Genomic DNA, 25,655 nt, shown 5'->3' with positions numbered 1-25,655 from the left:
GATTCAATTTAAAAGTAGTACAAGGCAACCGAGTGCAGATGTATGTGTGATACTTCAAGCGAGGTTAACGCTGTAATACTTTTATAGTGAAATGAATATGGTTAGTCTTTTGTTTTTTAGAGCAGATAAGTAAGCTTACTACAAACCCAACTCTTCTTTCATTTGCTCAATGATTTTATATTTTTGAATCTTGCCAGTGATGGTCATTGGATATTCAGTCACAAAGCGATAGTAAGCAGGCACTTTATAATGAGCGATATGCTCGCTGCAGAATTCACGGACTTCCTGTTCAGTCAAGCAGCCAGGCTCTTTCGGAATAATCCACGCTGCCAGCACTTCACCATAACGCTCGTCGGGTATACCCACGATTTGCACATCACGAATCTTTGGATGACGATAAAGGTAATTTTCAATTTCTACCGGATAGATATTTTCGCCGCCGCGAATCACCATGTCTTTACTACGACCGACGATTTTGACGTAGCCATCTTCATCCATTGTGGCCAAGTCACCCGTATGCATCCAACCATCTTGGATAGCCTCACGCGTTTTAAAACGGCTACCCCAATAGCCTTTCATCACTGAATAGCCTCGTGTAAGCAACTCACCTGTCTCACCTAGCGGTACAATTTCACCTGTTTCTGTATCGACGACTTTCACCTCAAGCGCAGGCTGTACCAATCCCACGGTTGATACTTGCTTATCAAGTGGCGTGTGCTCATTGGTCTGGCAGGAAACGGGACTGGTCTCGGTCATGCCATAAGCAATGGTGACCTCACTCATATGCATCTTATCAATGACACGGCGCATGACTTCAATCGGACAGCTAGAGCCGGCCATAATGCCAGTACGCAAAGTCGATAAATCAAAATTTTCAAATTCAGGATGGTCGAGCTCGGCAATAAACATCGTCGGTACGCCATGCAGACCAGTACATTTCTCTTCTTCGACTGCTTGCAGCACTGATAACGGCTCAAAGCCATCGTTCGGATAGACGATACAGCCGCCATGCGTCAGAATCGCTAAGTTGCCGAGCACCATGCCGAAGCAATGGTATAGCGGTACTGGAATACACAGTCTGTCTTCCTCGGTGAGATTCATGGCCTCACCGATAAAGTAGCCATTATTTAAGATATTACGATGGCTTAAGGTGGCACCTTTTGGTGTACCAGTCGTGCCACTGGTAAATTGGACGTTAATAGCATCCGTGTTTTTAAGCTGGGCTTGACGCTCGGCAACCCGTGGATCGTTGGCATCGCCTTCCGCCATCCAAGCAGAGAACTTCTGCATAAAACCAAACTCTTCATCAGAGTTTGGTTCATCAATCCAAATGATACGCTCAATGGTTGGAATCTCGACCAAATCAAGCTGAGTATAATCTTTATGGTAAATCTCAGGACACAGCTCACGGATTAGGCTGGCATAGTCGCTGCTTTTGAAATGACGCATGAGCACGAGTGCTGAGCAGCCGAGTTTATTTAACGCATATTGCAGCTCAAAGGTACGATAGGCAGGATTGATATTGACGAGGATAACGCCGACTTTCGCGGTCGCTAATTGCATCAAGAGCCATTCAGCATTGTTGTGCGACCAGATACCGATGCGATCGCCAATCTCAAGTCCCATCTCAATCATACTACTAGCCAGCTGATTAACATGCTGTTGTAACTCACGATACGTCCAGCGGATATTTTGATGGCGCACGACCAGTGCTTCGCGCTCTGGATATTTGGAGACAATCGCATCAAAAAAATCACCGATAGTCGCTTCAATCAGCGGCACATCAGGACCTTTATCATAGCTTTGGGTAAGTGGCGCATTTGCTGAGCGCGCGCCCATATTGATGCTAGGAATATTTTTTAGAATGGTATCAAAATCAGGATTTTTAGTCATAACGAGTCCTTTCGTTTTACTTTATACGGTGCTTATTAATAGCCTGTGGGTATAGCGTTCTTCCTTGAACAGGTCTTACATAGCATGCAGCTACTATAACGCCATCAATGAAAGGCTGTCAATAATAGTAATACATTATGTATCATTTAAAAATAACGACACAAGAGTAATGCTTCAATGGTGACTAATCAACGAGTCTTTTATACGACCTAAATTAGAAAAGCCAGCTTTATACCATAATAGTAAAAAGCTGGCTTTTCCAGTGATGAAGAGTTTCAAATCACTCCAAGCCCAACTCCTCTATCATTTGCTCAACAATTTTATATTTTTGAATTTTACCAGTCACGGTCATTGGATAGTCAGTCACAAAGCGAAAATAGGTCGGCACTTTATAATGAGCGATATGGTCACGACAAAATTGCCTTATCTCTTCTTCGTTTAAGCCACTCGGCTCTTTGGCAATAATCCACGCCGCCAGTACTTCACCATACTTTTTATCAGGAACACCAACGATTTGCACATCACGAATTTTTGGATGGCGATAGAGATAATTTTCGACTTCTACTGGATAAATATTTTCGCCGCCACGAATGATCATATCTTTACTACGCCCAACCACCGTAATATAGCCATCTTCGTCCATCGTTGCCAAATCACCCGTGTGCATCCAACCATCCTGAATGGCTTTTCGGGTTTTAAAACGGCTGCCCCAATAGCTTTTCATGACCGCGTAGCCGTATGTCAGTAATTCGCCCGTCTCTCCAATCGGGACGACCTCACCCGTTTCGGTATCGACGATTTTGACCTCAAGCGCTGGTAGCACCATTCCTACGGTAGATACTCTCTTTTCAAGGGGCGTTTGCGAGCTGGTCTGACAAGAGGCTGGACTGGTCTCGGTCATGCCATAAGCAATGGTCACCTCGCTCATGTGCATCTTATCCATGACACGGCGCATGACCTCAATGGGACAGCTTGAGCCGCCCATAATACCGGTGCGCAGACTAGATAAATCAAAGCTATCAAATTCCGGATGATCAAGTTCCGCGATAAACATCGTTGGCACCCCCAGCAGAGCAGTACACTTTTCTGCTTCCACTGTTTGCAATACTGTCAACGGATCAAAACCATCATTGGGATACACCGCGCAACCACCGTGGGTCAAAATAGCTAAGTTGCCACCCACCATGCCAAAGCAGTGATAGAGTGGCAATGGGATACATAGCCTATCTTCTTCGGTGAGCCTCATTCCTTCGCCCATAAAATATCCGTTGTTCAAGATATTACGATGCGTTAAGGTGGCGCCTTTGGGTGTGCCGGTCGTGCCACTGGTAAACTGCACACTAATAGCATCAGTGTTCTTAAGCGAGGCTTGGCGTTCCGCTACGCGAGGGTCGTTTGCATCACCCTCTGCCATCCACGTAGAGAACTTCTGCATAAAATTAAAGTCCTCATCACTCTCTGGTTCATCAATCCAAATAATGCGCTCGATGGTAGGAATCTCGACCAAATCAAGCTGAGTATAGTCTTTATGATAAATTTCAGGACATAGCTCACGAATCATTTGCGTATAATCACTGGTTTTAAAATGACGCATCAATACCAAGGCCGAGCAGCCCAGTTTATTCAGCGCATATTGCAGCTCAAAGGTACGATAGGCAGGATTGATATTGACTAAGATGACGCCGATTTTTGCTGTCGCTAATTGCATCAGCAGCCATTCCGCATTATTATGCGACCAAATAGCGATACGATCCCCTATCTCAAGCCCCATCTCAATCAGGGCACTGGCTAACTGATTAACTTTTTCCTGTAGCTCGCGATAAGTCCAACGGATATTTTGATGGCGAGAAACCAAGGCTTCACGCTCAGGATATTTATTAACAATAGCATCGAAAAAGTCACCGATGGTCGCTTCAATCAGCGGCACATCAAGTCCTTTATCATGGCTTTGGGTGAGTGGCGCATTCGTTGAGCGCGCGCCTATATTGACTTTGGGAACATTATTGAGAATACTGTCATTAAGAGTATTCTCATTGAGAATATTGTCGAAATCGGTGTGCTGAGTCATAACGAATCCTTTCGTTTTGCTGTTAGTTTTATTATTTTATTGCCTTATGTGCATGTAATGCGCTGCTAAGGTAAATATTTTTCCTTGAATACTCTTTATCGCTATATTTATAGCTTTCTAGTTACCTCCTAACCAATATAGCGCCTAAAATAAAAGACTGTCAATCATAACTGATACAGCACGTATCGATTATGATTGATACAACGTATTATCAAGTCGATAACTAATGCAAAAAATGCGATAGCCATAAAAAAGCCAGTGCTGCATTAGGTTTGCAGCATTGGCTATGGTGTAAAGATTTTTAATAGTTACCCTTTAGGCATGATAGGCGCTTTAATAGTCACTGTCGCGCTAACCGCATCGTTATCATCTATCAAATCCATGATTAACGCTTCATCCGTTTCAGTCTTTACCTGCCAATTGCCAGCAGCTTGCGGCACACCAGTAACCATCACAGAGATGGCTTTATTTTTAAGACGAATCATCGGCGGTTTATGCTCATAGCCGTCATGTTCATGCCCCAAAATATCATCCGCAATGGTGGCAGCTTGCGCACGCAGTGGCGCAACATAACGACAGGCAACCCCATTAATAGACATGCAATCACCAATGGCGTAAATACTAGAAGTATTAGTACGCAGTGTTGTCGCATCGACCACGATACCGGTACGGCGATTGAATTCAACGCCAGCAGCGGCAGGCAATTTATCATCAACCGTCAGCCCGGTACTGGCAATGACATGGTCAACGACTAATGGTTCGAGAGACTGAGCAATATTACTATCAGCATCTGATGCAACTGAGTCATAGCTGACTTGCAACTTACCATCACTATTACGTATGACGTCAGACACTTGGTAGCCGCCTAAAAAGTTAATCCCTTGTGATTTGACCGCTTGAGCAATACGTGCCGTCGCTTTTGACGGTAGCATTTGTGAAAGCGGTGCATCATTTAAATCAATCAGCGTTACTTCATGACCAGCCTTCAGCAAGTCCTCAGCGATTTCTGTCCCAACCATGCCAGCCCCAACAATGGCAACATGCTGACGACCGCTTGCCAGCTTCTCTTGCAGCTGTCCAAAGCGCTCAATATGATTGACATGCCAGACCAAATCTTCTGGTAAGCTCGATGGAAAAATAGGATGAGCACCCATTGCCAGTACCAGCTTGTCATAGCTGATAGTGGCGTAATTGGTATAAACGGGGTCCGATCGCAGCGCAGAGACAAGTTGTAGCTGCTGAGTGCTAGCGTCAATATCAGTGACCTGCGTATTAGCCAGCAAGTTAACATTCGCAGCTTCTGCCGCCTCACTACCCGTAGCCCGCACCAAGTCTGATGCGCTTTTGTTTTGGCTAATTGCCATTGTTAGCATAGGTTTATGATAACGATCGCCACTATCAGCGGTAATCAAGGTAATTGGAATGTCTTTATCTTTCGCCCGAATCGCATCGATGACATGCCAGCCGGCCAATCCTGCACCAATAATTACTACACCTTTCGATGTAGATGAACGTTCTGCACTCATACAAGCTCCTATTAACTTAATTACTGTGTGTATCAGATTTCGCCAAATATAATTACCCTTATTGTATCAGTAAACAGCCATTCACTCATCTATTCTGCCATACAGCTCACAATGTAATTACTCATATCACTATCATGGTTGACGGTATAAATCGACTAGGGTTTATGGAATAGTCAAATGTGCTACGGGCACAAAAAAGCGCCTATAAATAGACGCTTCTCATCATGTAAATCTAAAGGTTTTTCTAATAACATCGTTAGTGATTGAGAATTTTAGATAAGAACATCTGCGCGCGCTCACTTTTCGCCCCTTCAAAAAACTCATCTTTACTACAGTTTTCGACAATATGACCTTCATCCATAAAGATAATCCGGTTGGCGACCTGACTGGCAAAACCCATTTCATGGGTCACACACATCATGGTCATGCCATCACGAGTCAGCTCCACCATCACATCGAGTACTTCTTGAATCATCTCAGGGTCAAGTGCGGAAGTTGGCTCATCAAATAGCATCGCTACTGGATCCATTGCCAGCGCACGAGCAATCGCCACCCGCTGCTGCTGACCACCGGACAATTCTGCCGGATACTTCGCCGCTTGTACCGTCAGTCCGACACGATCCAAATACACCATGGCTTTTTGCTTGGCCTCGCTTTCTTTACGGCCTAGCACCTTGATTTGCGCAACGGTTAGATTATCAATAATCGTTAGATGTGGAAACAGTTCAAAATGCTGAAACACCATACCGACACGACTACGCAGCTTAGGCAAGTTGGTCTTAGGTGCACCAACTGAGATACCATTGACCATGATTTCACCTTTTTGAAAAGGCTCAAGTCCATTCACTGTCTTAATCAAAGTTGATTTACCACTGCCCGATGGACCACAAACGACGACGACATCACCTTTATGTACATGCGCCGTACAGTCAGTCAGTACTTGAAAGTCTCCATACCATTTGCTGACATTAGATATCTCGATGACCATCTCATCACTAGCATGACCACTATTGGTAACCAGCCCGCCAAAGGCATTTAAGTACGTATCAGCATTGCTCATCACTGGCTCCTAACCACATTATTTTCGATAATCATTATTTAAAAAAGTTAAATCAAATACTCAAGCTTTTAACACTCAAAAGCGCAAGCGATAGCCGTATTAAAATAACTATACTAAAACCGCAAACGCTTTTGTAATTGTTGCACACCAATAGAAGCACTTAAGCTAATCACAAAATAGACAGCACCAGCACCTAGGATATACGGCGTGAGTAAGCCCATTAGCTCACCGCGAACATAGGCTGCGCGGAAAAAGTCGGTCAAACCAATGGCAAATACCAGTGTCGTATCTTGGAATAAAATAATACATTGCTGCAAAATCAATGGCAGCATCTTACGAAAGGCTTGTGGCAAGATGACCAGACGCATGGTCTGCCCATAAGTCATACCGAGCGCTTTTGCCGCATTGACCTGCCCGCTACCAATCGATTGAATACCAGCACGCACTACTTCTGAGAAATAAGCGGCCTCAAACATCATAAATGCGACCACACAAGAGGCAAATGCCGCATCGAGTTGCAGGTACTTACCCGCTACCCAAAGATAAATCATCGGTACGGCAAAATAAAACCATAGCAGTACCAGTAGCAGCGGTACGGAGCGGAAGTAATTGACGTATAGTTTGGCTGGAATCTCAAGCGCTTTAATGCCTGACAAGCGCATCAATGCCAGTACAGTTCCTAAACTGATACCGCCTAAAATAGCCAAAAACAGCACTTTTAAAGTGGTAAGCATGCCACCCATCAAACCAGGATAGGCTGTTGCCAATTCGGTCATATTCATTTCTGACCTCCCGCAATAAGCCCAGGCACACGCAATTTACGTTCAATCAATCCCATAATAGCGATTAAGGATAAATTGAAAACCAAATAAATAATCGTCGCGTAAGTATATATCTCGATACTATTTTGAGTATATTCGCTGATGGTTTTGGTTTGGCTAATCAGCTCCATTACCCCCACAAGCGAGGCCACAGAAGCGTTTTTAAAGCAATTAGTCAGCTCAGAGCTGAGCGGTGGCAAGATAATACGGAATGCTTGCGGTAGCAGCACTTCTTTATAGACTTGTGGAATGCTAAACCCTAACGCATAGGCCGCGTTAATCTGTCCATCTGGTAATGACTCAATACCCGTCCGTACCTGTTCAACGATACGAGCAGCGGTAAATAAGCCCAAACCAATACTGGCTGATAACATGGCTGAGGTATTCGGAGACAAATCCTTATACCACCATTCTTGTATCGTCGGCGTGAGCCAGCCAGGCGCGATATAAAACCAAAAGAACAGTTGAACAAGCAGTGGAATATTACGAAAAAATGTTACATAAGCCGTACCGATTGCACGAGCAGTCTTGTTGGGCAAAGTACGCATGATACCGAAGATAGTACCGACGACCATCGCAATGGCCCATGCGATACTGCCAATCAATAGCAGCCAGCCAAGACCAGTGATCATCCAATGGATGTAGAGCTCGTTGCCAATACCAGTCTGCTCAAAGAGCACACCCCAGTTCCAGCTATAATTCATGGTTGTCTCTCCGAGCAACGATTGATAAGCCTATACGTCAAATAAAATTACTGGTTATCTGAACGTATAGGCAAGCTATGTTGAGGGACAATGAGCGTTACTGCGCTGCTGCTTCTTTAGGCTGAGCGCTGTCATGCGGATTGGCAATCAAGGCCTTTAAGTTGTCTGACATCTCAAAGTTTAGATTGACGTTCTTTGGTGGGATTGGGTTCAAGAACCACTTGTCATAAATGCTATTGATTTCGCCTGAGCTAAAGACATTAGCAAGTGCTTCATCGACCACAGCTTTGAATTCAGGATCATCTTTACGCATCATACAACCATAGATTTCAAACGATTGCGGCGTACCGACGATGACCCACTCATCAGGATTTTTTGCTTTGGCTTTTTCGCCCGCGAGCAATACATCATCCATCATAAAGGCATCAGCGCGACCATTCTCTAGCATTAGGAAGCCTTCGCCATGATCTTTGGCTGAGATGATGTTGGTATCCATTTTATTATCATCGTTGTACTGACGGATATAACGCTCTGAAGTCGTGCCTGCTGTCGTTACCAGAGTTTTACCTTTTAGGTCTTCAAAATCTTGAATACCAGAATCTTTTTTGGTCAACAGACGCGTACCGATTTCAAAGAAACCGTTTGAGAAAGCGACTTGCTTTTGACGTTCTTCGTTATTGGTTGTTGAGCCACACTCAAAATCTACTGTGCCGTTTTGTACCAATGGGATACGAGTTTGCGAAGTAATTAGGTTATAGCGAACGTTAAGGTCTGGCATGTTTAGCTTTTGCTTAACGGCTTCAACCACTTTCATTTCCAAGTCGTGTGCATAGCCAATCGGTTGGTTAGGATCATCAGCGATATAAGAAAAAGGAATAGAGGAATCACGGTGACCGACGACAATAGTGCCAGAGTCTTTGATTTTCTGTAGCGTACCGTTGGTCGTGGTTTCTGTCGTCGCTGCATCATCTGCTGGCGCATCAGTACTGGTCTGGCTGCTGTTATTACATCCCGCTAAACCTAATGCCATAACAGCAGCTAAAGTCAACGGTTTGGAAAATGAGTATGTCATGAAATACATCCTTTTATCGCAAGATTGAGTGAGTGCTTGGACGACATAGGTCTGATTGACCCGACTGCCCCGCATCCGTACGGTTGTTGCTGTTGTTTATCACAATGCAACTTAATGTTACTGTACAACAAATTTGCAGTAGAGGGTGAATTTTTTTTGAGAGAGTACATATTTATGAATATGTTTATATTCTGGCTATAAAATGTTGGCTCATAGCGGCTATCTACTCAGAACTTTGTACAAACAGCTGCTTGGTTGTTTAAGCTAATTATTGACAATTACTACTCATAATCATCAAAACAGTCTGCTAAGTGAGATTGATAAATCGGCAGTAATCCCCATAAAGCAAACAACTTCTCTATATTACAAATGACTTATGACTCAAGATATCCAAGTCCCAAATACGGACAGCCAAACTACTGGCAACCATGGCAGCAACGACATTCGCCAACGTTTCTTTGTTGAAGACTCTCCCGTGCGCGGTGATGTGGTACGTCTATCACGCAGCTACGCAAGCACGATTGCACAAAAGCCCTACCCAGAAGCCATCAAACGCTTATTAGGTGAGATGCTGACCGCAGCGAGTTTGCTAATCAGTACGGTCAAAATCAATGGTCGCCTGTCTATTCAGTTGCAATCATCAGACAGTGACAGCTTACTAAACTGGGCGATGGCAGAATGCGATCAAGACGGTATCATTCGTGCGCTTGCTAGCTGGAAAGGCGAGACGGATGAGCAAGTACAAGCGTGGGACAATATGACCCATGCCAAAGAAGCCTTTGCTGAGCTTGGTGCGATGGGACAAGGCGTATTGTTTATCAATATTCAGCCTGATGGCGGTGAGCCATACCAAGGTATCGTTGAGCGTAGCCATGACAATCTAGCGGACTGCTTAGCGCATTATCAAAAGCAATCAGCCCAGATTCCAACGTTAATTAACTTGGCATCTGATGGCCTGCAAGCTGGTGGTATCTTGGTACAAATGCTACCGCGTACTGCTGAAGAAACGTCTGAAGTTGAGCAAAACCAAGATGCGGGTATCGATGATGATTTATGGACGCGCTTGTCTGTATTGACGCGCACGGTCAAACCAGAAGAGCTAACGACACTGGATGCTAACGAAATACTCTATCGCTTGTATCACGAAGAAAACATTGTTGCCCCTGAGCCTGCGCCTCTATCATTTGGTTGCACTTGCTCACGCGAGAAGTGTGAAATGGCAATCGAGCAAATTGGTGAAGCAGAAGCATTAGACATCGTCGAAGAGCAAGGCGGTACATTTGAGATGGATTGTGGATTCTGCGGTGAAGTCTATAAATTCAATAAAGATGATGTAGCAGCGATATTTGCTGAGTAAGTTTTCTTACTTACTATAAGTCAATGTTTATAAAAAAACCCTCAAGCGTCATGCTTGAGGGTTTTTGTTTTTCACATTAAATCACTACACCGCCACATCCAAACTTCTAGGATAAGAATGTATGCACGGACGTCCGGCGTAGTCATTTCGACCATTATCAAGTAGCCATTCAACAACCTGCTCGCGCACCCGTCTACTATGAATCAAGTTCATATGATTAACACCATAAAACACCGCTTTATTACCATCTGGCACAAATAAGGCATGCTCAGCGTCATCTTCACCCAATGCTGAAGCGACGGATACCAAACTGTCTCCTAGCAGATCCGTTACCTTAGAATCATAATGCGTCTCAAGCAACGCACTGGCGACAAAGTAAGTTTTGATACCACTTGGCAGCCGTGCAGGATGGCGAAAGTCTTGTGGTAGTACGCTACGTCCTTCTAATGCTTTCCAATCCGCATCACGAATACTGCCATGACGCAGATCGATAATACCGGCACTGCGCATATCACCGAGCTTGGCCAGTGAGCCTGCAAACGGTAGCTTGGCAATGACGTCTTGCACATAATTACCGATACGCTCAAGGACTGCCCCATGATGCGGCGAACCTAGCGTGATGAGATTGCCCACGCGCTTGGTCCAGTCTAGGCGATCTTGCTCACCATAAAACAGTGCGCTGCGAGAGACCAAACCGCCCATACTATGTCCAACAAGATCTATCTGACTGATATTTGGGTTGTCAGCGACCAGCGCTTGTAGCAATTGAGAGAACTTACGGCCGCTACGCGAGATACGGCGACCTGTGTTGTAATCCAAATATAACACCGTGGTATCAGGCTGGCTGACATGAATGGCCTCGCCTAAATCATTATCCGCTTGGGCTTGCCAGCTCAAATGACTCATGCATAGACCATGGCACAAAATAGCGATACGGCCTGATAGCACTTCATTCTGTGGTTTGCCGTCTTGAGTGTATAGCATCATCGGAATGGCGAGCGCATTTTGATTGTTGACAAGATGGTCACCCATGACACCATTGAGTACATTGACCAGTTTTTTTAGTGAGTCTGGTAGTGGCTGCACTGACTTTTGGAGAATCAGGTTTTTGTATATGCGTAGTACAGACGCCAGATTATTACCGACCATTTGCATGACATGACGTATCGTGCCATAGATACGTCCAGTAAATCCGCGCGACCATTTATTTAAATGTTTGTCATTGAAGCGGCCTAGCGGACGCAGAATAACTTCACGGTGGATGGCTTCTACGATTTCTGTAACCTCAACCACACCCATGGTAGCAAGCTGCGCCAATCCTTCAAAAAAATCAGCCAGAGATACAGGTGTTTTGTTGATTTCATCACTGTCATCTGAATCTGCTAGTAGCTTAACCAGTTCATCCATATCGATGGCTTCGAGTTGGTCGATTTGCTCATATAGATGACTGTGTAGCGGTACACTCGCATCTGGGACAAAATGCGCATCGAGCTCATGGTGAGTACGAGTATAGCTGCTATCGTTTTGAGCGTCGCTGTCACTAACACCGTTGTTATAAAACACATTTGGACTGCTCATAATATTTGCACATTCAGCGAGAGAAGTAATGGTCTATATTATCCTGTAACGGCAGCAAAGAGAAGTGAATGGTTTGACTTTAGAGCGAGATGACGATTAGCAGAGCCAGATGAGTGATAGACGGTCTCGTTAGCCATCAAATCAATATGACAATAAAAAATCCCAAGCCTTAACTTGGGATTCTTATGGTCGTGAGCATTTTGGTTATTTCTATTATTCGCTTACAGCTTATCTATCTATGTCGTGCTATCAGCTGTAACAAATGATTCTGCCAGTATGACATCACCATCCTCGCGAGTAATCATCACAGTCGCTGAGCGAGGTATACTACCGCCAGCGACAGCGCCCCATGTGTTGCCAGGATGCTGAATGTTGATAAACAGCGTCTTAAAATCTGGTGCCATGGTAATACCTGTTACTTCGCATCCTTCAGGACCAACAAAGAACCGTTTAATATTGTCATTGCTAGCAGATGTGCCGACTCGGGTCGACTGCCCTGCCGATGTGGTCGTCATCGAGCCATCACTGACTTTGCCTGGTAGAGCCGCGAGCAACATGCAGCTACTGGTATCGGTATAAGCGCCGTCATCTGTCTGAATCCACAAGACACCGCGCGGGTCAAAATATAGCCCATCAGGTGAAGAAAAGTCATTATTATCATTTAGCTGAGATAAGTTTTCTGCCGATAAATCACTTGGCGCACCAAACAGATAAATATCCCACTCAAAGCTCGTTGCGGCATGGTCGCCGCCCGCTTCTGCCCAGCGAATAATGTGACCATTGTCATTACCAAGCGCTTTTCCGCTTGATTGATAGCTACGCGGATTGGAAGCTGAGACAGGCTGGTCGTCACGCACACCGCGATATTTATTATTGGTCAATGTCACATAGACATCACCCGTCATAGGGCTGACCGATACCCATTCAGGTCGATCCATCTTAGTAGCACCAGCAGCATCGGCAGCTGCACGAGCAAAGACCAATACCTCATCTTGTCCATTGAATGGCAGTACACTATTAAAAGCATCCAGTCCATTTTGACCATGGACGAGAGCTTTCCATTCACCGCTACCATCTTCGTTAAATACCGCCACGTATAGCGTGCCGTCATTCAGATATTTGTCACCTGCTTTTAGTCCGCCGCCGATGTCCGAGTTTGACCACATCGCTTTGGAGACAAACTTATAAATGTACTCACCTCGGGCGTCATCACCCATGTAGAACACCACTGGCTTACCTTGCTCAACAGGAGCATACGCACAGTTTTCATGAGCGAATCGGCCCAGTGCGGTACGTTTTTGCGGTATAGAGTTTTGGTCAAATGGGTCAATCTCAGTAATATAACCAAAAGTGTTGAAGCCGTAGCGATAATCTTCAGCAGCACTCGCACCGACAGCTGTCATATCCCAGCGTGAGAACTCGTCTGCTATTTTGGCATCCTTTGCCTCTGGGGTATGCCATAGATACTCCCAACCTGGGAAGTCCTCCACCGCACCGTAGCGCTCGCGCGCATAGTTATCACCAGCGCTCAATTGGCTGGCATCTTGTCCACGGGCAAACACCCCCAAGAAGTTCTCTTCGGTAGTCAGATAAGTACCCCACGGTGACAGACCTGCGCCGCAGTTATTATTGATGCCGCGAGTCTGATAGCCTGTCGGATCAAACTTGGTCTTGACCAGAGCAGAGCCTGCCACAGGGCCAGCCAATTGTGCTGTTGTACTACTGGTGATACGACGATTGTATTTAGAGTCAGGTACCATCTCATAACCCATACCATCTGCACGGCGAGTTAACTCGACCACTGAGACGCCATGACAATTGACTTCACGGCGGACGTCGCTTGCGAGACGGCGGTTTTGAAAGATAGGCGCAGCTTCGTTATCTTGAGTGACGTAATAGCCAAATGGGCTAAGCTCACTGCTATTAACGTATTCATGATTCATGACTAACAAGCTGTTTTCTGACGCTTTGGCATCGTAAGCGTTACCGTTTTTGCCAAAGAACCACATCCCATCATGGTTGTCACCCATACGCCATTCAAATGACTCTGCTGATTGCTCGCGATTGTCTTTCCAATCCTCAATACCAGAGTTCAGCGGTGTACCCAGCGGTAATATCATCTCTGCCTTGTAGCCTGCTGCTACGGTCATCGTATCAGCTGTTGAATGCGCGACTGCCTCAAACTTTAGGGTATTAGGACGCTTTAGATCACCTTGTGCAGGGATAGCGGCATTATTGTCATCACCAACAATACTGCTATCGTCGTCTTCACTACAACCGACCAAAGGTAATGCGCCAAAAAACGCAGCAGCCGTCAACCCTGTGCCACCTTTTAGGATACTACGGCGGTTCAATCGACGATTGATAATCGTCTGAAAGTCAGTATTATTAGTAGGATTGGAGTCTTCAACCACTTCGTGGGCAAGCGTTCGCTCATTGTTCAATAATGTCATTATCAGTCACCTTGCTATTAGGCTAGATTGGCAGAGAGTTGATCGCGGCTTTATCATTACGACCACAAAAATACGAATTCCGCTTAAGTCTACTCAACCTTTATGACAGCACGCTGAACAATAGGTGACAAACTGATGACAATCGAATGTACTGACGATTATTGAAAAATAGAATGATTAGATAGCTAGCATTGTTTGGCCGTTAGCAAATTTTAGAAATAAATATAAAGTCTTAAAAGCAAAAACCCCAAGCAATTGCTCAGGGTTTTTAATATGCGTCTGTTATTGCAATCAAGCTCACTGTACTTGTGATACCCACTCATGAGCACCCAGTTTTAGCTTAAGCTGATCGCCTGCTTGCAACACACCAACACCGCTTGGCGTACCAGTCATAATCACATCCCCTGCTTGCAAGCTAAAGGCGTGACTGATATTGACCAGTAATTCATAGACAGGAAATAGCATTAAGGCACTATCGCCATCTTGCGTTAATTTATCATTGATAGACAGCTGATACTGTACATTCTGCAGATTGCCAAACGCTTGCGGGTCGAGCCAATCAGCAAGGACGCAAGCTCCGTCAAAACACTTAGCACGCTCCCACGGATGACCTTTTTCTTTTAGCTTGCTTTGCAAATCACGCAAGGTCAAATCCAGTCCCAATGTCACCCCACCAATGGCTTGCTGAGCTTGCTCAATCGTCGCCATAGATAAATCAGCTGATAACTGAATACATAGCTCGGCCTCGTAGTGAGTCTCACCAAACAGCTCTGGACTTGGGCGAACCACATCACTACGGATAGAGACCACTGAAGACGCAGGTTTCATAAACAGTATCGGCGTGGTTGGTACTTCATTGCCCAATTCTGCAGCATGTGCCGCATAGTTGCGACCAACACAAACTACCTTACCAATAGAGGTACGTAGGCTTTTATTATGATTGATAGCGCCCTGCTCGGCATTGACACCAGCTGCAATGGCGTTCGCTAATGACTCGTGTGGCGATTGGCTCATACTAAACTCTCCCTGTAAATGATGGCTATTTTATCAGCAGTCCATACTATATTGTCTACAGTGACTTTGACGGTTTTTAGTTGCTAACTGCTAACTGCTAACTGCTAACTGCTAACTGCTAACTGCTAACTATGGAATCGTATTGGTCACGACATCTGGTGGTACATAACTGGCGTGGCGGTTCATACGTTTTTCAAACATTCTAAAGCTAAACAAGATAACCCACGACAGCAGTAGATAGACGATACCAGCGGCAAAGAATAGCTCCATCAAGGTATAGGTACGCGCACTAATCGTACGAGCAACACCTGTGATATCCATCAATGCAATAGTTGAAGCTAGCGCACTACCTTTTAGCATAAAGATAACTTCGTTACTGTACGCTGGAATCACAATACCAAATGCGCGCGGCAGTGTAACCCGTGTTAGCTTTTGCCATTTTGACATACCAAGCGCATCAGCCGCTTCAAGCTCTCCAATCGGAATCGTCTGAATCGCCCCGCGTATAATCTCTGCGAGATAAGCACTGGTATTGAGGGTAAAGGCGATGATGGCACACCAATATGCTTGGCTAAGTACCGGCTCCCACAAGAACGACTCGCGTACGGCCTCAAATTGACCTAAACCATAATAAATCAGGAATATCTGTACCAGCAGCGGCGTACCACGGAAAAAGAAGATATACAGGAATGGTAGTATCTGTACCACCCAATTCTTAGACAGTCGTAATAACGCCAAAACCAAACCAAACAGCAATCCAATCACACCTGAAAACAAAACCAGCTGTACGGTCAATACCGCGCCGCCTAGTAAATCAGGGATATGGTCAAAAATGACCTGCCAATTCCAATCCATAGTATCTCTCCTCTACCCTATGGTCGATTGACTGTGAGTGGATTGACGGCTTATCTTTTTGGCATAGCGTGCCGCAGGATTGGCGCGCCACTCAAGCCACATCATAAAGCCAGTAATCAACATGGTCAGACCCAAATAAATAATCGCTGCTGCCATATAAAAGGTAAATGGCTGCTGTGTAGACTGTGCCGCACGCGATGACTGATACATGATGTCTTTGAGACCCACGACCGATACCAATGCGGTATCTTTGAGCAGTACCAGAAATAAATTACCCAAACCTGGCAAAGCAATCTGCCACACTTGCGGCAACGTGATGCGATAAAAAGTCTGAAAAGGACGCATACCAATCGCTTGCGCAGCCTCTCGCTGCCCTACTGGAATCTCTTGAATGGACATGCGAAAAATCTCAGTCGCATATGCACCAAAAGCAATAGACAGTGCCATGACACCACCCCAAAAAGCGCTAATCTCGACATAGTCGTTATAGCCGAACTTTTTGAGGATGCTCATCAATAAGATAGAGCCGCCATAATAAATAAAGAGCACCAATAGCAGCTCAGGAATACCGCGCATCGTCGCAGTATAGACAGTCGCAAGTTTACGCAGCAACCAGATATTGGACATCTTTGCGGTTGCGCCGAGCAAGCCTAAAGCCAGACCAATAATTAAACTGGTCACAGCTAGCTGTATGGTGACGGTAGCGCCGCTTAATAAAAGCGCGCCAAATCCTTGTAAGTCAAACACGATTATCCACTCAGTCTCTTTATATTAGCAGTTAGGGCATGTCTTCAATTCAATCGATAGACATCTAAATGGTTTAAAAACGGCTAAATCTTGCCAAACGGCGTCAAATAGCTGACTAATATCTCGATATTATTTGCGCTATTTTCCTTGTTTGACTGCAATTTATCTCATTTTTATTACCATTTTTAAAATGAAGACACGCCCTAGCAAAATATGAGTTAAAAGAATCAGCATCAATAGCTGAACGCGGCAAAACACCGTATTTTATACCAAATCAATAGGGATGGTCGGCATCAAAAAATGACGTCAGAAGAATACGATTAACGCTGCGATAATTGACACAGTAGAAATGAGCGCTGATTTTATCATATTCACTCGCCATGATGTTAATACTGACGCGTAAAAGCTGCGCCTAAACCGTACTTAAACAGACACTTGCCTCTAGAGACATACAATAAGCCGACTAAGTTTGAGCAAAATTGGTAGGCCGCTACGATGTATATTTGTTGATATAACGACAAATAAAAAAGGACATCACCATGAAGGCGATATCCTTTTATTGATCAAAACAATATTTTTTGACTGCTATCTCTAACTACTGTTAGCTATTAACTAGCGTTTTCTGTCGCTGGTTGCTCGGCAGTATTTGTATCTGTGCCTGTATTTGCGTCTTCATCAACTGTACTCGTTGCAGACGCTGGCACCGCAAAGTACTTTTGGTTGATTTTATCGTAAGTACCGTTTGCTTTTATATTGGCAAGAGACTGATTGATCTTTGCTTGTAGCGGATCACCTGGGCGTACCGCTATCGCAAAGTTATCATTAATATCGATCTCATCACCTTTTAGCGCATATTTGCTACCAGCATTTGAGCTCAGCCATTCTATGGCAGGCAGCTTATCAGAAATCATCGCATCGACACGGTTTGAACCGAGATCCAAAAACGCATTGCTCAACGTATCATAAAGCTTCATATCGGCTTTTGGATACGTGTCTTCTAGCCACTGCGATGAGATAGTTGAACGCTGTGCAGCAATAGAATGCGAGTCGATATCGCTGTTGTTGCTAGGATCAAAGCTGCTGTCTTTTTTGGCCAAAAAAACCAAGGCATTGCTAAAGTACGGATCGGTGAAGCTCACCTGCTGCGAACGCTCTGGAGTAACGGACATCGCGGCCACGATTGCATCGTACTTACCTGCTTTTAGACCAGGAATAATACCGTCCCAGTCCTGCGCCACAATCTCACAAGTGACCTGCATATCCGCACAAAGTGCATTTGCTATCTCAACATCAAAACCACCCAGTGTCCCATCGGCATTGGTATAGTTAAAAGGTGCATAGGCCCCTTCTGTACCGATGCGTAATACATCACCTGTAGACGCTGCCGTTGTTTTGGTAGCCTCTGGATTGGTATCAGCTGCACTCTCTTGGCTATTGCTACAGCCAGCAACGGTAAAGGCCGTCGCTAGTGCGAGCAATGACATAGACAGACGACTGGCTACAGTAATGTTAGATTTGCCAGTCGTGGCACAGATTGGGGCACAATGGTTGCTCATGATCATCCTTGGTTTTTTCTTGAGTAAACAACACGTTTTCAAACAACAGCAGTCAAACTACTAGATATCGTATTAGTTAGCTGGCGCTTCTTCTTCAGCGACCATTACTTCTTCGACACTATCAGTTGTTGCCACAGCTTTTTGCGCAGCAGCCGTTGAGCTAGTACCAAAATAGCTACCCGTGATTTGATCATAGGTGCCGTTGTCTTTTAGCTCAGCCAATGCTGCATTGAACTTAGCAATTAACGGATCGCCTTTACGGAAAGCAATACCCATTGCGTCATCATTGGTGCTGATTTCTTCACCTTTAACTTCGTAACCTTTGCCTGCGTCTGTTTTTAACCAGTCGATACCCGTTACTTTGTCAGACATCATACCGCGCACACGGCCTGAGGTTAGATCTAGATAGGCATTGTCTTGCGTATCGTATAGTTTGATATCAGCATCTGCATGCTCGTCTTGTAGGTATTGCGAGGCAACAGTTGAGCGCTGTGAGGCAATTGGTAAGCCTGTTAGCGACTCAACGCTTAAGTCATCACCCTTTTTGCCGATCAAGATGATACCGCTATGGAAGTAAGGGTCGCTAAAATCAACCACTTCTTTACGCTCAGGCGTGATAGACATACCTGCGATAGCTGCATCAAATTTCTGTGCGTTAAGCCCTGGAATCAAACCGTCCCAATCTTGAGAGATGACTTCACACTCAGCTTTCATTTGTGCACATAGTGCGTCAACTAGCTCAATCTCGTAACCAATCAGCTTGCCATCTGCATCGGTATAACTAAAAGGCTTGTAGCTTGATTCTGTAGCGATTTTGATATTTAAAGGCGCTTCAGTAGCGGTATCAGCTTCAGCATTTTCTGCTGGTGCTGAGCTATTGTTACAACCTGCCAGCATTAGCATTGCTGCGCTAAGCGGTGCTAGCCACAATGCTTTTTTACTCATTGATGATGTCATTGAAATTGTCATAAGTTTTATTCCTTAATATATTTACCAGCTGTATCGTCAATCACTGCTTGCTGATTTATGATTATAAACACCGTTTATTTGAAAAATGCCCAGTTTTAGCATTACTCGCATCAAACGTTACTTGTTCTAAGCATAAATCTTCAGTGAGTCATTATTGACCAAAGTTCATCTGCTCAAGACGTGCAAGCTCACCGTTACTACGGATTTCGCTCAATGCTTTGTCAAAGTCAGCTTTGAGTGAGTCACCTTTACGTACAGCAATGGCAATATTGTCATCGTTATCAATTTCATCACCAACGATACCGAAGCCCGCTGCATTTTCTGCTAACCATGATTTGGCAGAAACTTTTTCGGCCAATACGGCATCGCTACGACCAGATTTTAGATCTAGATAGGCATTGTCATAGTTGTCATACAATTGAACTGTGTTGCCTTCTTTGCCTTCGTAGTTATCCTGTAGATAAGCACCTGGCGTAGTAGAACGTTGACCACCAAGCGTTGCGTCTTTAATCGCCATAGGATCAAAACTACCATCCGTATTGGTCAACCATACCATCGTATTGGCAAAGTATGGCTCGCTGAAATCAACTTTTTCTTGACGCTCAGCGGTAATAGACATACCTGCAATCACCGCATCATATTTCTGTGCCAATAGACCTGGGATAATACCGTCCCAGTCCTGTGCAACGATTTCACACTTGGCTTGCATTTGATCACATAATGCATTGGCAACATCGATATCAAAACCTGCCAAGCTGCCGTCGGCGTTGGTATAGTTGAATGGAGGGTAAGCGCCTTCGGTAGCGATACGAATGGTTTTACCAGTGGTTTCTGCTGCAGGGGCGTCAGCGTTGGTATCGGTAGTTTCATCGGCAGGTTGGCTACAAGCGCTCAACATCAATGCAGCAGTAACGGTCATCGATGACCACAATAGGCGAGAATTCGACATCATACGTTCCTTAAATTCTGATGGGTTTTACATAAGTTTTTGACAGGATTTTCTGACTTAGGGTGCTGATATTTTGTTCTCTGACGTCCCTGCCAGACAAGCAATATAGATAGCAGAATAACAGACAGCCACGAGACGTGACGACCTATAAACCTTTTGATAATACCTGAGTAAAATATCAAAAACAAACGTTTTGCATACTCATAGTTATCATTGGGCAATAAACAGTCAACAATGGTTACGTTACAGTGATTTTACATTTGGTAGGGTAAATGGTGGCAAGCGTGTTGCCACCATTTGTATTGGACATGATATTAAGCGAAAAACTAATAATTAATAACTAAGTAGGACGGTGTGATGCCATAAAGTCTTTGACGCGCTCAGAGGTAGGGTTGTCAAAGACTTGCTCAGGTGTGCCAATTTCTTCAACCACACCTTGATGTAAAAAGACGACTTTGCTTGATACTTCACGGGCAAAGCGCATTTCGTGAGTAACGATAAGCATTGTACGCCCCTCTTCTGCTAGCTCACGCATTACCGCAAGTACTTCGTTGACCAGTTCAGGATCTAGCGCAGAGGTTGGTTCATCAAATAGTAGAACTTGTGGCTGCATAGCAAGCGCACGAGCAATAGCGACACGCTGACGCTGACCACCAGATAAGTTCGCAGGATAAGCGTCTTTTTTGTCGAGCAGGCCGACTTTATCGAGTAGTTTTTCCGCATCGCTAATCGCTTGGTCTTTTTTAATCTTCAAGACCTGCGTTGGCCCTTCGATGATGTTTTGCAAAATGGTCTTGTGCGGCCACAGATTAAAGCTCTGAAAGACAAACCCGACGCGTGCACGCAAGCTTTCTAGCTGCTTCACGTCTGCCGCTTGTAGCTCACCTGATTTGGCAGGCTTTAGCATCAGCTCTTCATTACCGATCAAGATACGACCATGATTTGGGTTTTCTAGAAGATTAATACAACGCAGCAACGTCGACTTACCTGAGCCAGATGAGCCCAAAATAGAGATAACATCGCCATCATAGGCAGTCAGGGATACCCCTTTTAGTACCTCTAATGAGCCGTAGCTTTTATGGATGTCTTGTAAGTCTAGGGCGATAGGCCGAGTCGGGTTTTTTGCAGTATCAAGCATGGTTCAGCAGACTTCCAATAAATATGAGTGAAAACACGAATAAAATAAGAGCTATATCTATATATAGTACAAGCATCTAGATGCATTATCGTAATATGCCTGATGAGGCAAAGAGAAAAATGCCATATTGTCTCTTATTACACAGTAAAAAGGCAAATATTGTATTTAACCAACGGGTTAATCAGTTTTTAGCAAACCGCGAATACAAAAAAGCCCAGACTGCATTTATCGCTCTGGGCTTTATTTTATCACTTTAGAATACGAGACGTTGTGTTATCTGATAACTGCCTATTTATAGTATCTAGTTAGTACACTTATGATGTAGCTAATATATTCTATAATATGCGATTAATACGTCGATACATGCTCTGAGTCTTCAGTACCATCCATCACATCCGCATCTTCTGCTGTCGCCACTGCCACATCATCGTTATTGGTAACGTCCATACCTTCATCATCGGCACTAGCAACGGCCACATCATCATTGTCGCTTGCTGTTGCACTTTCTTCTACAGAGGTTTGAGCGTCTACAGTAGTATCAGCTTCAGTCTCCATCGGTGTCTCGTCTTTTTTGCTACAAGCACCTAATGCCAGAGCGCCTGCTACCAAGCCAACCGTTAACCAATTTTTATAAGTTGTATTTTTCGTAGCCATGTTCGTTCTCCATCACTCATCATAATAAGATTAAGTACTATCTACTGATAGCCTTGCTGTTTTAATGCTTACTATACTGAGGATATCTCGCAGCTACCTTAGTATTTACAGCGCAATTCTGTTAAAAACACGTAAAGATATAGTGTAGTACTGATAACGCGGCTATCTTAAATAAATATTGCTTAGCATGAACAATATTACTTTGAATAAGCCCCTACAAGAGCGCTACAAAGCGGATTCTGTTCACAAAATCATCTTTACTATCGCCTCAATCTGCTCTATGTTAAATAGCATAATGACCTATCGCTATTTCAGTAGGCATTCAAAACTTCTTTTTTTGCGACATTTTTCGCCTTTTTAGGTACTTTTACCTATATAAAACTGGGCGCTTTTAGTTATAAAAAACCTGTACCACATAAGGAAAATAATTTATGAGTCAATCGAATACTACGGATATTACGACCTATATGCAGTCTGTCGGCAAGCAAGCACGAGCTGCTTCTCGCGCACTCGCTGCTGCCAATACTGGCGATAAAAATTCAGCACTCTTGGCCATTCATGATGAGCTGGTCAATGCCAAACAAGATATTTTGGCTGCCAATAAAATCGATATGGACAACGGTCAAAAAAACAATCTTGATAGCGCACTCCTCGATCGCTTGGAGCTAAACGAAGCACGATTTAACGGTATGCTACAAGGTCTTAAAGACGTCGCTGGCCTTCCTGATCCAATCGGTGAAGTCACTGACATGACCTATCAGCCATCGGGTATTCATTTGGGCAAAATGCGGGTGCCACTTGGCGTAGTCGGTATGATTTATGAGTCGCGCCCTAATGTGACTTTAGAGGCTGCCTCACTGGCACTCAAATCAGGCAATGCTATTATCTTGCGCGGTGGTTCTGAAGCATTTGAATCTAACCAAGCGATTGCCAAATGTATCATCAAAGGACTTAGTCATACTGATCTATCGGAACATAGTGTACAAGTGCTACAGACGACCGATCGTGCAGCCGTTGGTGAGCTGATTACCATGACTGAATATGTCGATGTCATCGTACCACGTGGCGGTAAAGGTCTGATTGCGCGTATTAGCAACGATGCCAAAGTACCTGTAATTAAGCATTTAGACGGTAATTGTCATACCTTTATCGATAGTGATGCGGATCCTGAGATTGCGATTAAGGTCAGCGTCAATGCCAAAACACATCGCTACGGCACTTGTAATACGATGGAGACGCTACTGGTCGATGAAACAGTCGCAGATGAGCTATTGTCTAAAATAGCAGAGGCCATCGTCGCTGCTGATGATGCAATGCAACTACGCCTTGATGACAAGTCACAAGCTATCCTAAATGAAAACGCTAAGCTTGAAGGTCATTTATCCGCTGCCACGGCTGAGGATTGGGATACTGAATATTTAGCTCCTATCCTAGCGGTAAAAGTGGTCGCAGGTATTGACGAAGCGATTGAGCATATCAATACGCACGGCAGCCATCATACCGATGTCATCATCACTGATAACTATACCAAGTCGCAACGCTTTATCCGTGAAGTGGACTCGGCCAGCGTTATGATTAACGCCTCTAGCCGTTTTGCTGATGGTTTTGAATACGGTCTCGGTGCTGAGATTGGTATCTCAACGGACAAAATCCATGCGCGCGGCCCTGTCGGTCTCGAAGGTCTGACTTCACAGAAATGGATCGTTTATGGTCATGGCGAAACCCGTGCTTAATCATACTAGCATCGACTATCGAAACGAGTAATCAGAAACGTCAGCAATTATGCTGGCGTTTCTTCGTTTGCATCATAAGTATTTTAGTTAAGGCATTTAAATTATAGGGAGCGGTACGAGCATGCAAAGTGGCAAGATTAAGCACTGGAACGAAGATAAAGGCTATGGCTTTATCGATGTAGATAATCAAAGTGAAGATGTGTTCTTTCATATTAGCAAAGCACAGTTGGCGAAGCCTATAACGGTTGGTCAAAACGTCTATTTTAACAGTGCCCGTAACGACAAAAATCAATTAAGAGCCACTGAAGTGACCTCGTCTTCATTGAGCCTTGACCAAGATACTGCATCAGATATTCCAAACTATACACCTACTAATGCTAATAGAAATAGCAATCAACGCACTCGTAACTCAAATCGTAGCAGTCACAATAGCAGACCCAATAAAAGAAGCTTAGGCTCTACGCTATTTAGCCTTATCGCTATAATCGCCGTCGCTTTCTATTTCTTTGGCGATTTAAATTCGACATTGCTTGCTGATAGCATCGAGTCGACAACGGTATCGCAGGACGTCGCTAATAATACGAGTCAGGCCGCAGTATCAGGAATAACAGGTGACGCACAGGTCGATAATACGATTGCGCTTATTCAGCAAGGCGGCCCGTTTCCGTATCCAAATAAAGATGGCACGACATTTTATAACCGTGAAGGCAGACTACCCACCCAGTCACAAGGTTACTACCGCGAATATACCGTACCCACCCCTGGTGTCTCTCATCGCGGCGCACGGCGTATCGTCACTGGTGGCAACCCACCTACTGTCTATTACTTGACTGTCGACCATTATGATAGTTTCCAAAGACTACAGGTGCCTTAATATGAAACGAGCTGATATGAAACAAGCGAATACGGACAAAGCCGATATGAATCGAGAAAGTATGAACCAAGCCATCCACTATGTTAGTCAAAGCCATGTTAATCAGGACCACATTAACCAAAACGGTACAGCACTGGGTACTAGCATTCCTGCGCAGGCTGTTACTATAGCCGTCGGTGACACGCTCGAAAAAACTGAGCTATTGACGAGTTTGGCTAAGGCTTGTGATTTTCCTAGTCATTTTTCGCACAACTGGGACAGTGCATGGGATTGTCTAACAGACAGTGAGGTAATTCATTTAAGGCTGGATTTGACAGACGTCAAAAGAATAAACACTGAGGACTTCAATGTCTTTAAAAGCATCATTGAGGATGCCTTTAGAGAATTTGGCAAACCACAATTGTGGATCATCGTGCCATCTGAGGATGAAGCTTATAAGTTAGAAAGTTAGTCGCTAAAAGCCTGTATATTGCAAGCCCGACCGCCGATAGTCACCGATAATTATTCGTCATCATAGAAACCTGAATTCGAGATAAAGCCATATTTATCCCGAATTCAGGTTAATTTATTTTACAGAAAGGATTAGGGTGTGTATAGAATTCAAATGAGTGGCAACCAGATAAAGACACAAGCA

Annotated in this window: 21 protein-coding genes; 4 read left to right on the top strand and 17 right to left on the bottom strand. The window is 44.5% G+C overall.

Annotation, left to right across the window (positions count from 1 at the left end; genetic code table 11):
* Nucleotides 1-138 precede the first annotated feature (138 nt).
* From CXF62_RS12140 to CXF62_RS12110, 7 genes are all read right to left on the bottom strand, one after another.
* Nucleotides 139-1,893, bottom strand: a complete 1,755-nt coding sequence (locus CXF62_RS12140) for an AMP-binding protein (RefSeq protein ID WP_102094560.1) — start codon at nucleotides 1,891-1,893, stop codon at nucleotides 139-141.
* A 280-nt stretch (nucleotides 1,894-2,173) separates the two neighbouring features.
* Entirely contained in the window at nucleotides 2,174-3,961 is a 1,788-nt protein-coding gene (locus CXF62_RS12135) for an AMP-binding protein (RefSeq protein WP_102094559.1), read from the bottom strand.
* 308 nt (nucleotides 3,962-4,269) lie between these two features.
* Nucleotides 4,270-5,487 carry an FAD-dependent oxidoreductase gene (locus CXF62_RS12130; RefSeq protein WP_102094558.1) on the bottom strand — a complete coding sequence of 406 codons (1,218 nt, stop codon included), beginning with the start codon at nucleotides 5,485-5,487 and terminating at the stop codon, nucleotides 4,270-4,272.
* 256 nt (nucleotides 5,488-5,743) lie between these two features.
* Complete coding sequence (locus CXF62_RS12125; RefSeq protein WP_185156658.1) at nucleotides 5,744-6,475, bottom strand: amino acid ABC transporter ATP-binding protein; 732 nt, start codon at nucleotides 6,473-6,475, stop codon at nucleotides 5,744-5,746.
* 185 nt (nucleotides 6,476-6,660) lie between these two features.
* Nucleotides 6,661-7,329: an ABC transporter permease subunit gene (locus tag CXF62_RS12120; RefSeq protein WP_101205580.1), complete on the bottom strand. Its 669-nt coding sequence runs from the start codon at nucleotides 7,327-7,329 to the stop codon at nucleotides 6,661-6,663.
* Nucleotides 7,326-8,072, bottom strand: coding sequence for an amino acid ABC transporter permease (locus CXF62_RS12115; RefSeq protein WP_057758328.1), 747 nt, complete (start codon nucleotides 8,070-8,072; stop codon nucleotides 7,326-7,328). The genes CXF62_RS12120 and CXF62_RS12115 overlap by 4 nt, the downstream gene beginning before the upstream one ends.
* Before the next feature lie 97 nt (nucleotides 8,073-8,169).
* Nucleotides 8,170-9,144: a glutamate/aspartate ABC transporter substrate-binding protein gene (locus CXF62_RS12110; RefSeq protein ID WP_180958124.1), complete on the bottom strand. Its 975-nt coding sequence runs from the start codon at nucleotides 9,142-9,144 to the stop codon at nucleotides 8,170-8,172.
* 376 nt (nucleotides 9,145-9,520) lie between these two features.
* On the opposite strand from CXF62_RS12110, the gene CXF62_RS12105 reads away from it, so the two are divergent.
* A complete protein-coding gene (locus CXF62_RS12105) occupies nucleotides 9,521-10,501 on the top strand; it encodes an Hsp33 family molecular chaperone HslO (RefSeq protein ID WP_102094556.1) in 981 nt (326 codons plus the stop codon).
* A gap of 84 nt (nucleotides 10,502-10,585) precedes the next feature.
* Here the strand turns inward: CXF62_RS12105 and CXF62_RS12100 are convergent, their stop codons facing one another.
* The 10 genes from CXF62_RS12100 to CXF62_RS12055 form a co-directional block, all read right to left on the bottom strand.
* On the bottom strand, nucleotides 10,586-12,079 hold the full coding sequence (locus CXF62_RS12100; RefSeq protein WP_102094555.1) for a PGAP1-like alpha/beta domain-containing protein: 1,494 nt from the start codon (nucleotides 12,077-12,079) through the stop codon (nucleotides 10,586-10,588).
* A 236-nt stretch (nucleotides 12,080-12,315) separates the two neighbouring features.
* Nucleotides 12,316-14,532: a PhoX family protein gene (locus CXF62_RS12095; RefSeq protein ID WP_102094554.1), complete on the bottom strand. Its 2,217-nt coding sequence runs from the start codon at nucleotides 14,530-14,532 to the stop codon at nucleotides 12,316-12,318.
* Nucleotides 14,533-14,829: 297 nt separating this feature from the next.
* Complete coding sequence (locus CXF62_RS12090; RefSeq protein WP_102094553.1) at nucleotides 14,830-15,546, bottom strand: fumarylacetoacetate hydrolase family protein; 717 nt, start codon at nucleotides 15,544-15,546, stop codon at nucleotides 14,830-14,832.
* Between the two features lie 129 nt (nucleotides 15,547-15,675).
* On the bottom strand, nucleotides 15,676-16,401 hold the full coding sequence (locus CXF62_RS12085; RefSeq protein ID WP_101205569.1) for an ABC transporter permease: 726 nt from the start codon (nucleotides 16,399-16,401) through the stop codon (nucleotides 15,676-15,678).
* Between the two features lie 12 nt (nucleotides 16,402-16,413).
* Complete coding sequence (locus CXF62_RS12080; protein ID WP_057758316.1) at nucleotides 16,414-17,148, bottom strand: ABC transporter permease; 735 nt, start codon at nucleotides 17,146-17,148, stop codon at nucleotides 16,414-16,416.
* A gap of 608 nt (nucleotides 17,149-17,756) precedes the next feature.
* Nucleotides 17,757-18,704 carry an ABC transporter substrate-binding protein gene (locus CXF62_RS12075; protein WP_102094552.1) on the bottom strand — a complete coding sequence of 316 codons (948 nt, stop codon included), beginning with the start codon at nucleotides 18,702-18,704 and terminating at the stop codon, nucleotides 17,757-17,759.
* 72 nt (nucleotides 18,705-18,776) lie between these two features.
* Complete coding sequence (locus CXF62_RS12070; protein WP_102091643.1) at nucleotides 18,777-19,673, bottom strand: transporter substrate-binding domain-containing protein; 897 nt, start codon at nucleotides 19,671-19,673, stop codon at nucleotides 18,777-18,779.
* A gap of 151 nt (nucleotides 19,674-19,824) precedes the next feature.
* Nucleotides 19,825-20,625, bottom strand: a complete 801-nt coding sequence (locus CXF62_RS12065; RefSeq protein ID WP_185156656.1) for a transporter substrate-binding domain-containing protein — start codon at nucleotides 20,623-20,625, stop codon at nucleotides 19,825-19,827.
* A 337-nt stretch (nucleotides 20,626-20,962) separates the two neighbouring features.
* Nucleotides 20,963-21,760 (bottom strand): ABC transporter ATP-binding protein, encoded by a 798-nt coding sequence (locus tag CXF62_RS12060; protein WP_102094550.1) that lies wholly within the window; start codon nucleotides 21,758-21,760, stop codon nucleotides 20,963-20,965.
* Between the two features lie 348 nt (nucleotides 21,761-22,108).
* A complete protein-coding gene (locus tag CXF62_RS12055) occupies nucleotides 22,109-22,414 on the bottom strand; it encodes a hypothetical protein (protein WP_102094549.1) in 306 nt (101 codons plus the stop codon).
* Nucleotides 22,415-22,845: 431 nt separating this feature from the next.
* On the opposite strand from CXF62_RS12055, the gene CXF62_RS12050 reads away from it, so the two are divergent.
* The 3 genes from CXF62_RS12050 (at nucleotide 22,846) to CXF62_RS12040 (ending at nucleotide 25,472) form a co-directional block, all read left to right on the top strand.
* Entirely contained in the window at nucleotides 22,846-24,147 is a 1,302-nt protein-coding gene (locus tag CXF62_RS12050; RefSeq protein WP_102094548.1) for a glutamate-5-semialdehyde dehydrogenase, read from the top strand.
* 121 nt (nucleotides 24,148-24,268) lie between these two features.
* Complete coding sequence (locus tag CXF62_RS12045; protein WP_102094547.1) at nucleotides 24,269-25,021, top strand: ribonuclease domain-containing protein; 753 nt, start codon at nucleotides 24,269-24,271, stop codon at nucleotides 25,019-25,021.
* A gap of 16 nt (nucleotides 25,022-25,037) precedes the next feature.
* Nucleotides 25,038-25,472 carry a barstar family protein gene (locus CXF62_RS12040; protein WP_228153232.1) on the top strand — a complete coding sequence of 145 codons (435 nt, stop codon included), beginning with the start codon at nucleotides 25,038-25,040 and terminating at the stop codon, nucleotides 25,470-25,472.
* Nucleotides 25,473-25,655 lie beyond the last annotated feature (183 nt).

The sequence above is a fragment of the Psychrobacter sp. MES7-P7E genome, from assembly GCF_002863645.1.
Taxonomy (GTDB): domain Bacteria; phylum Pseudomonadota; class Gammaproteobacteria; order Pseudomonadales; family Moraxellaceae; genus Psychrobacter.
This window is presented reverse-complemented; position numbering and strand designations above follow the sequence as displayed.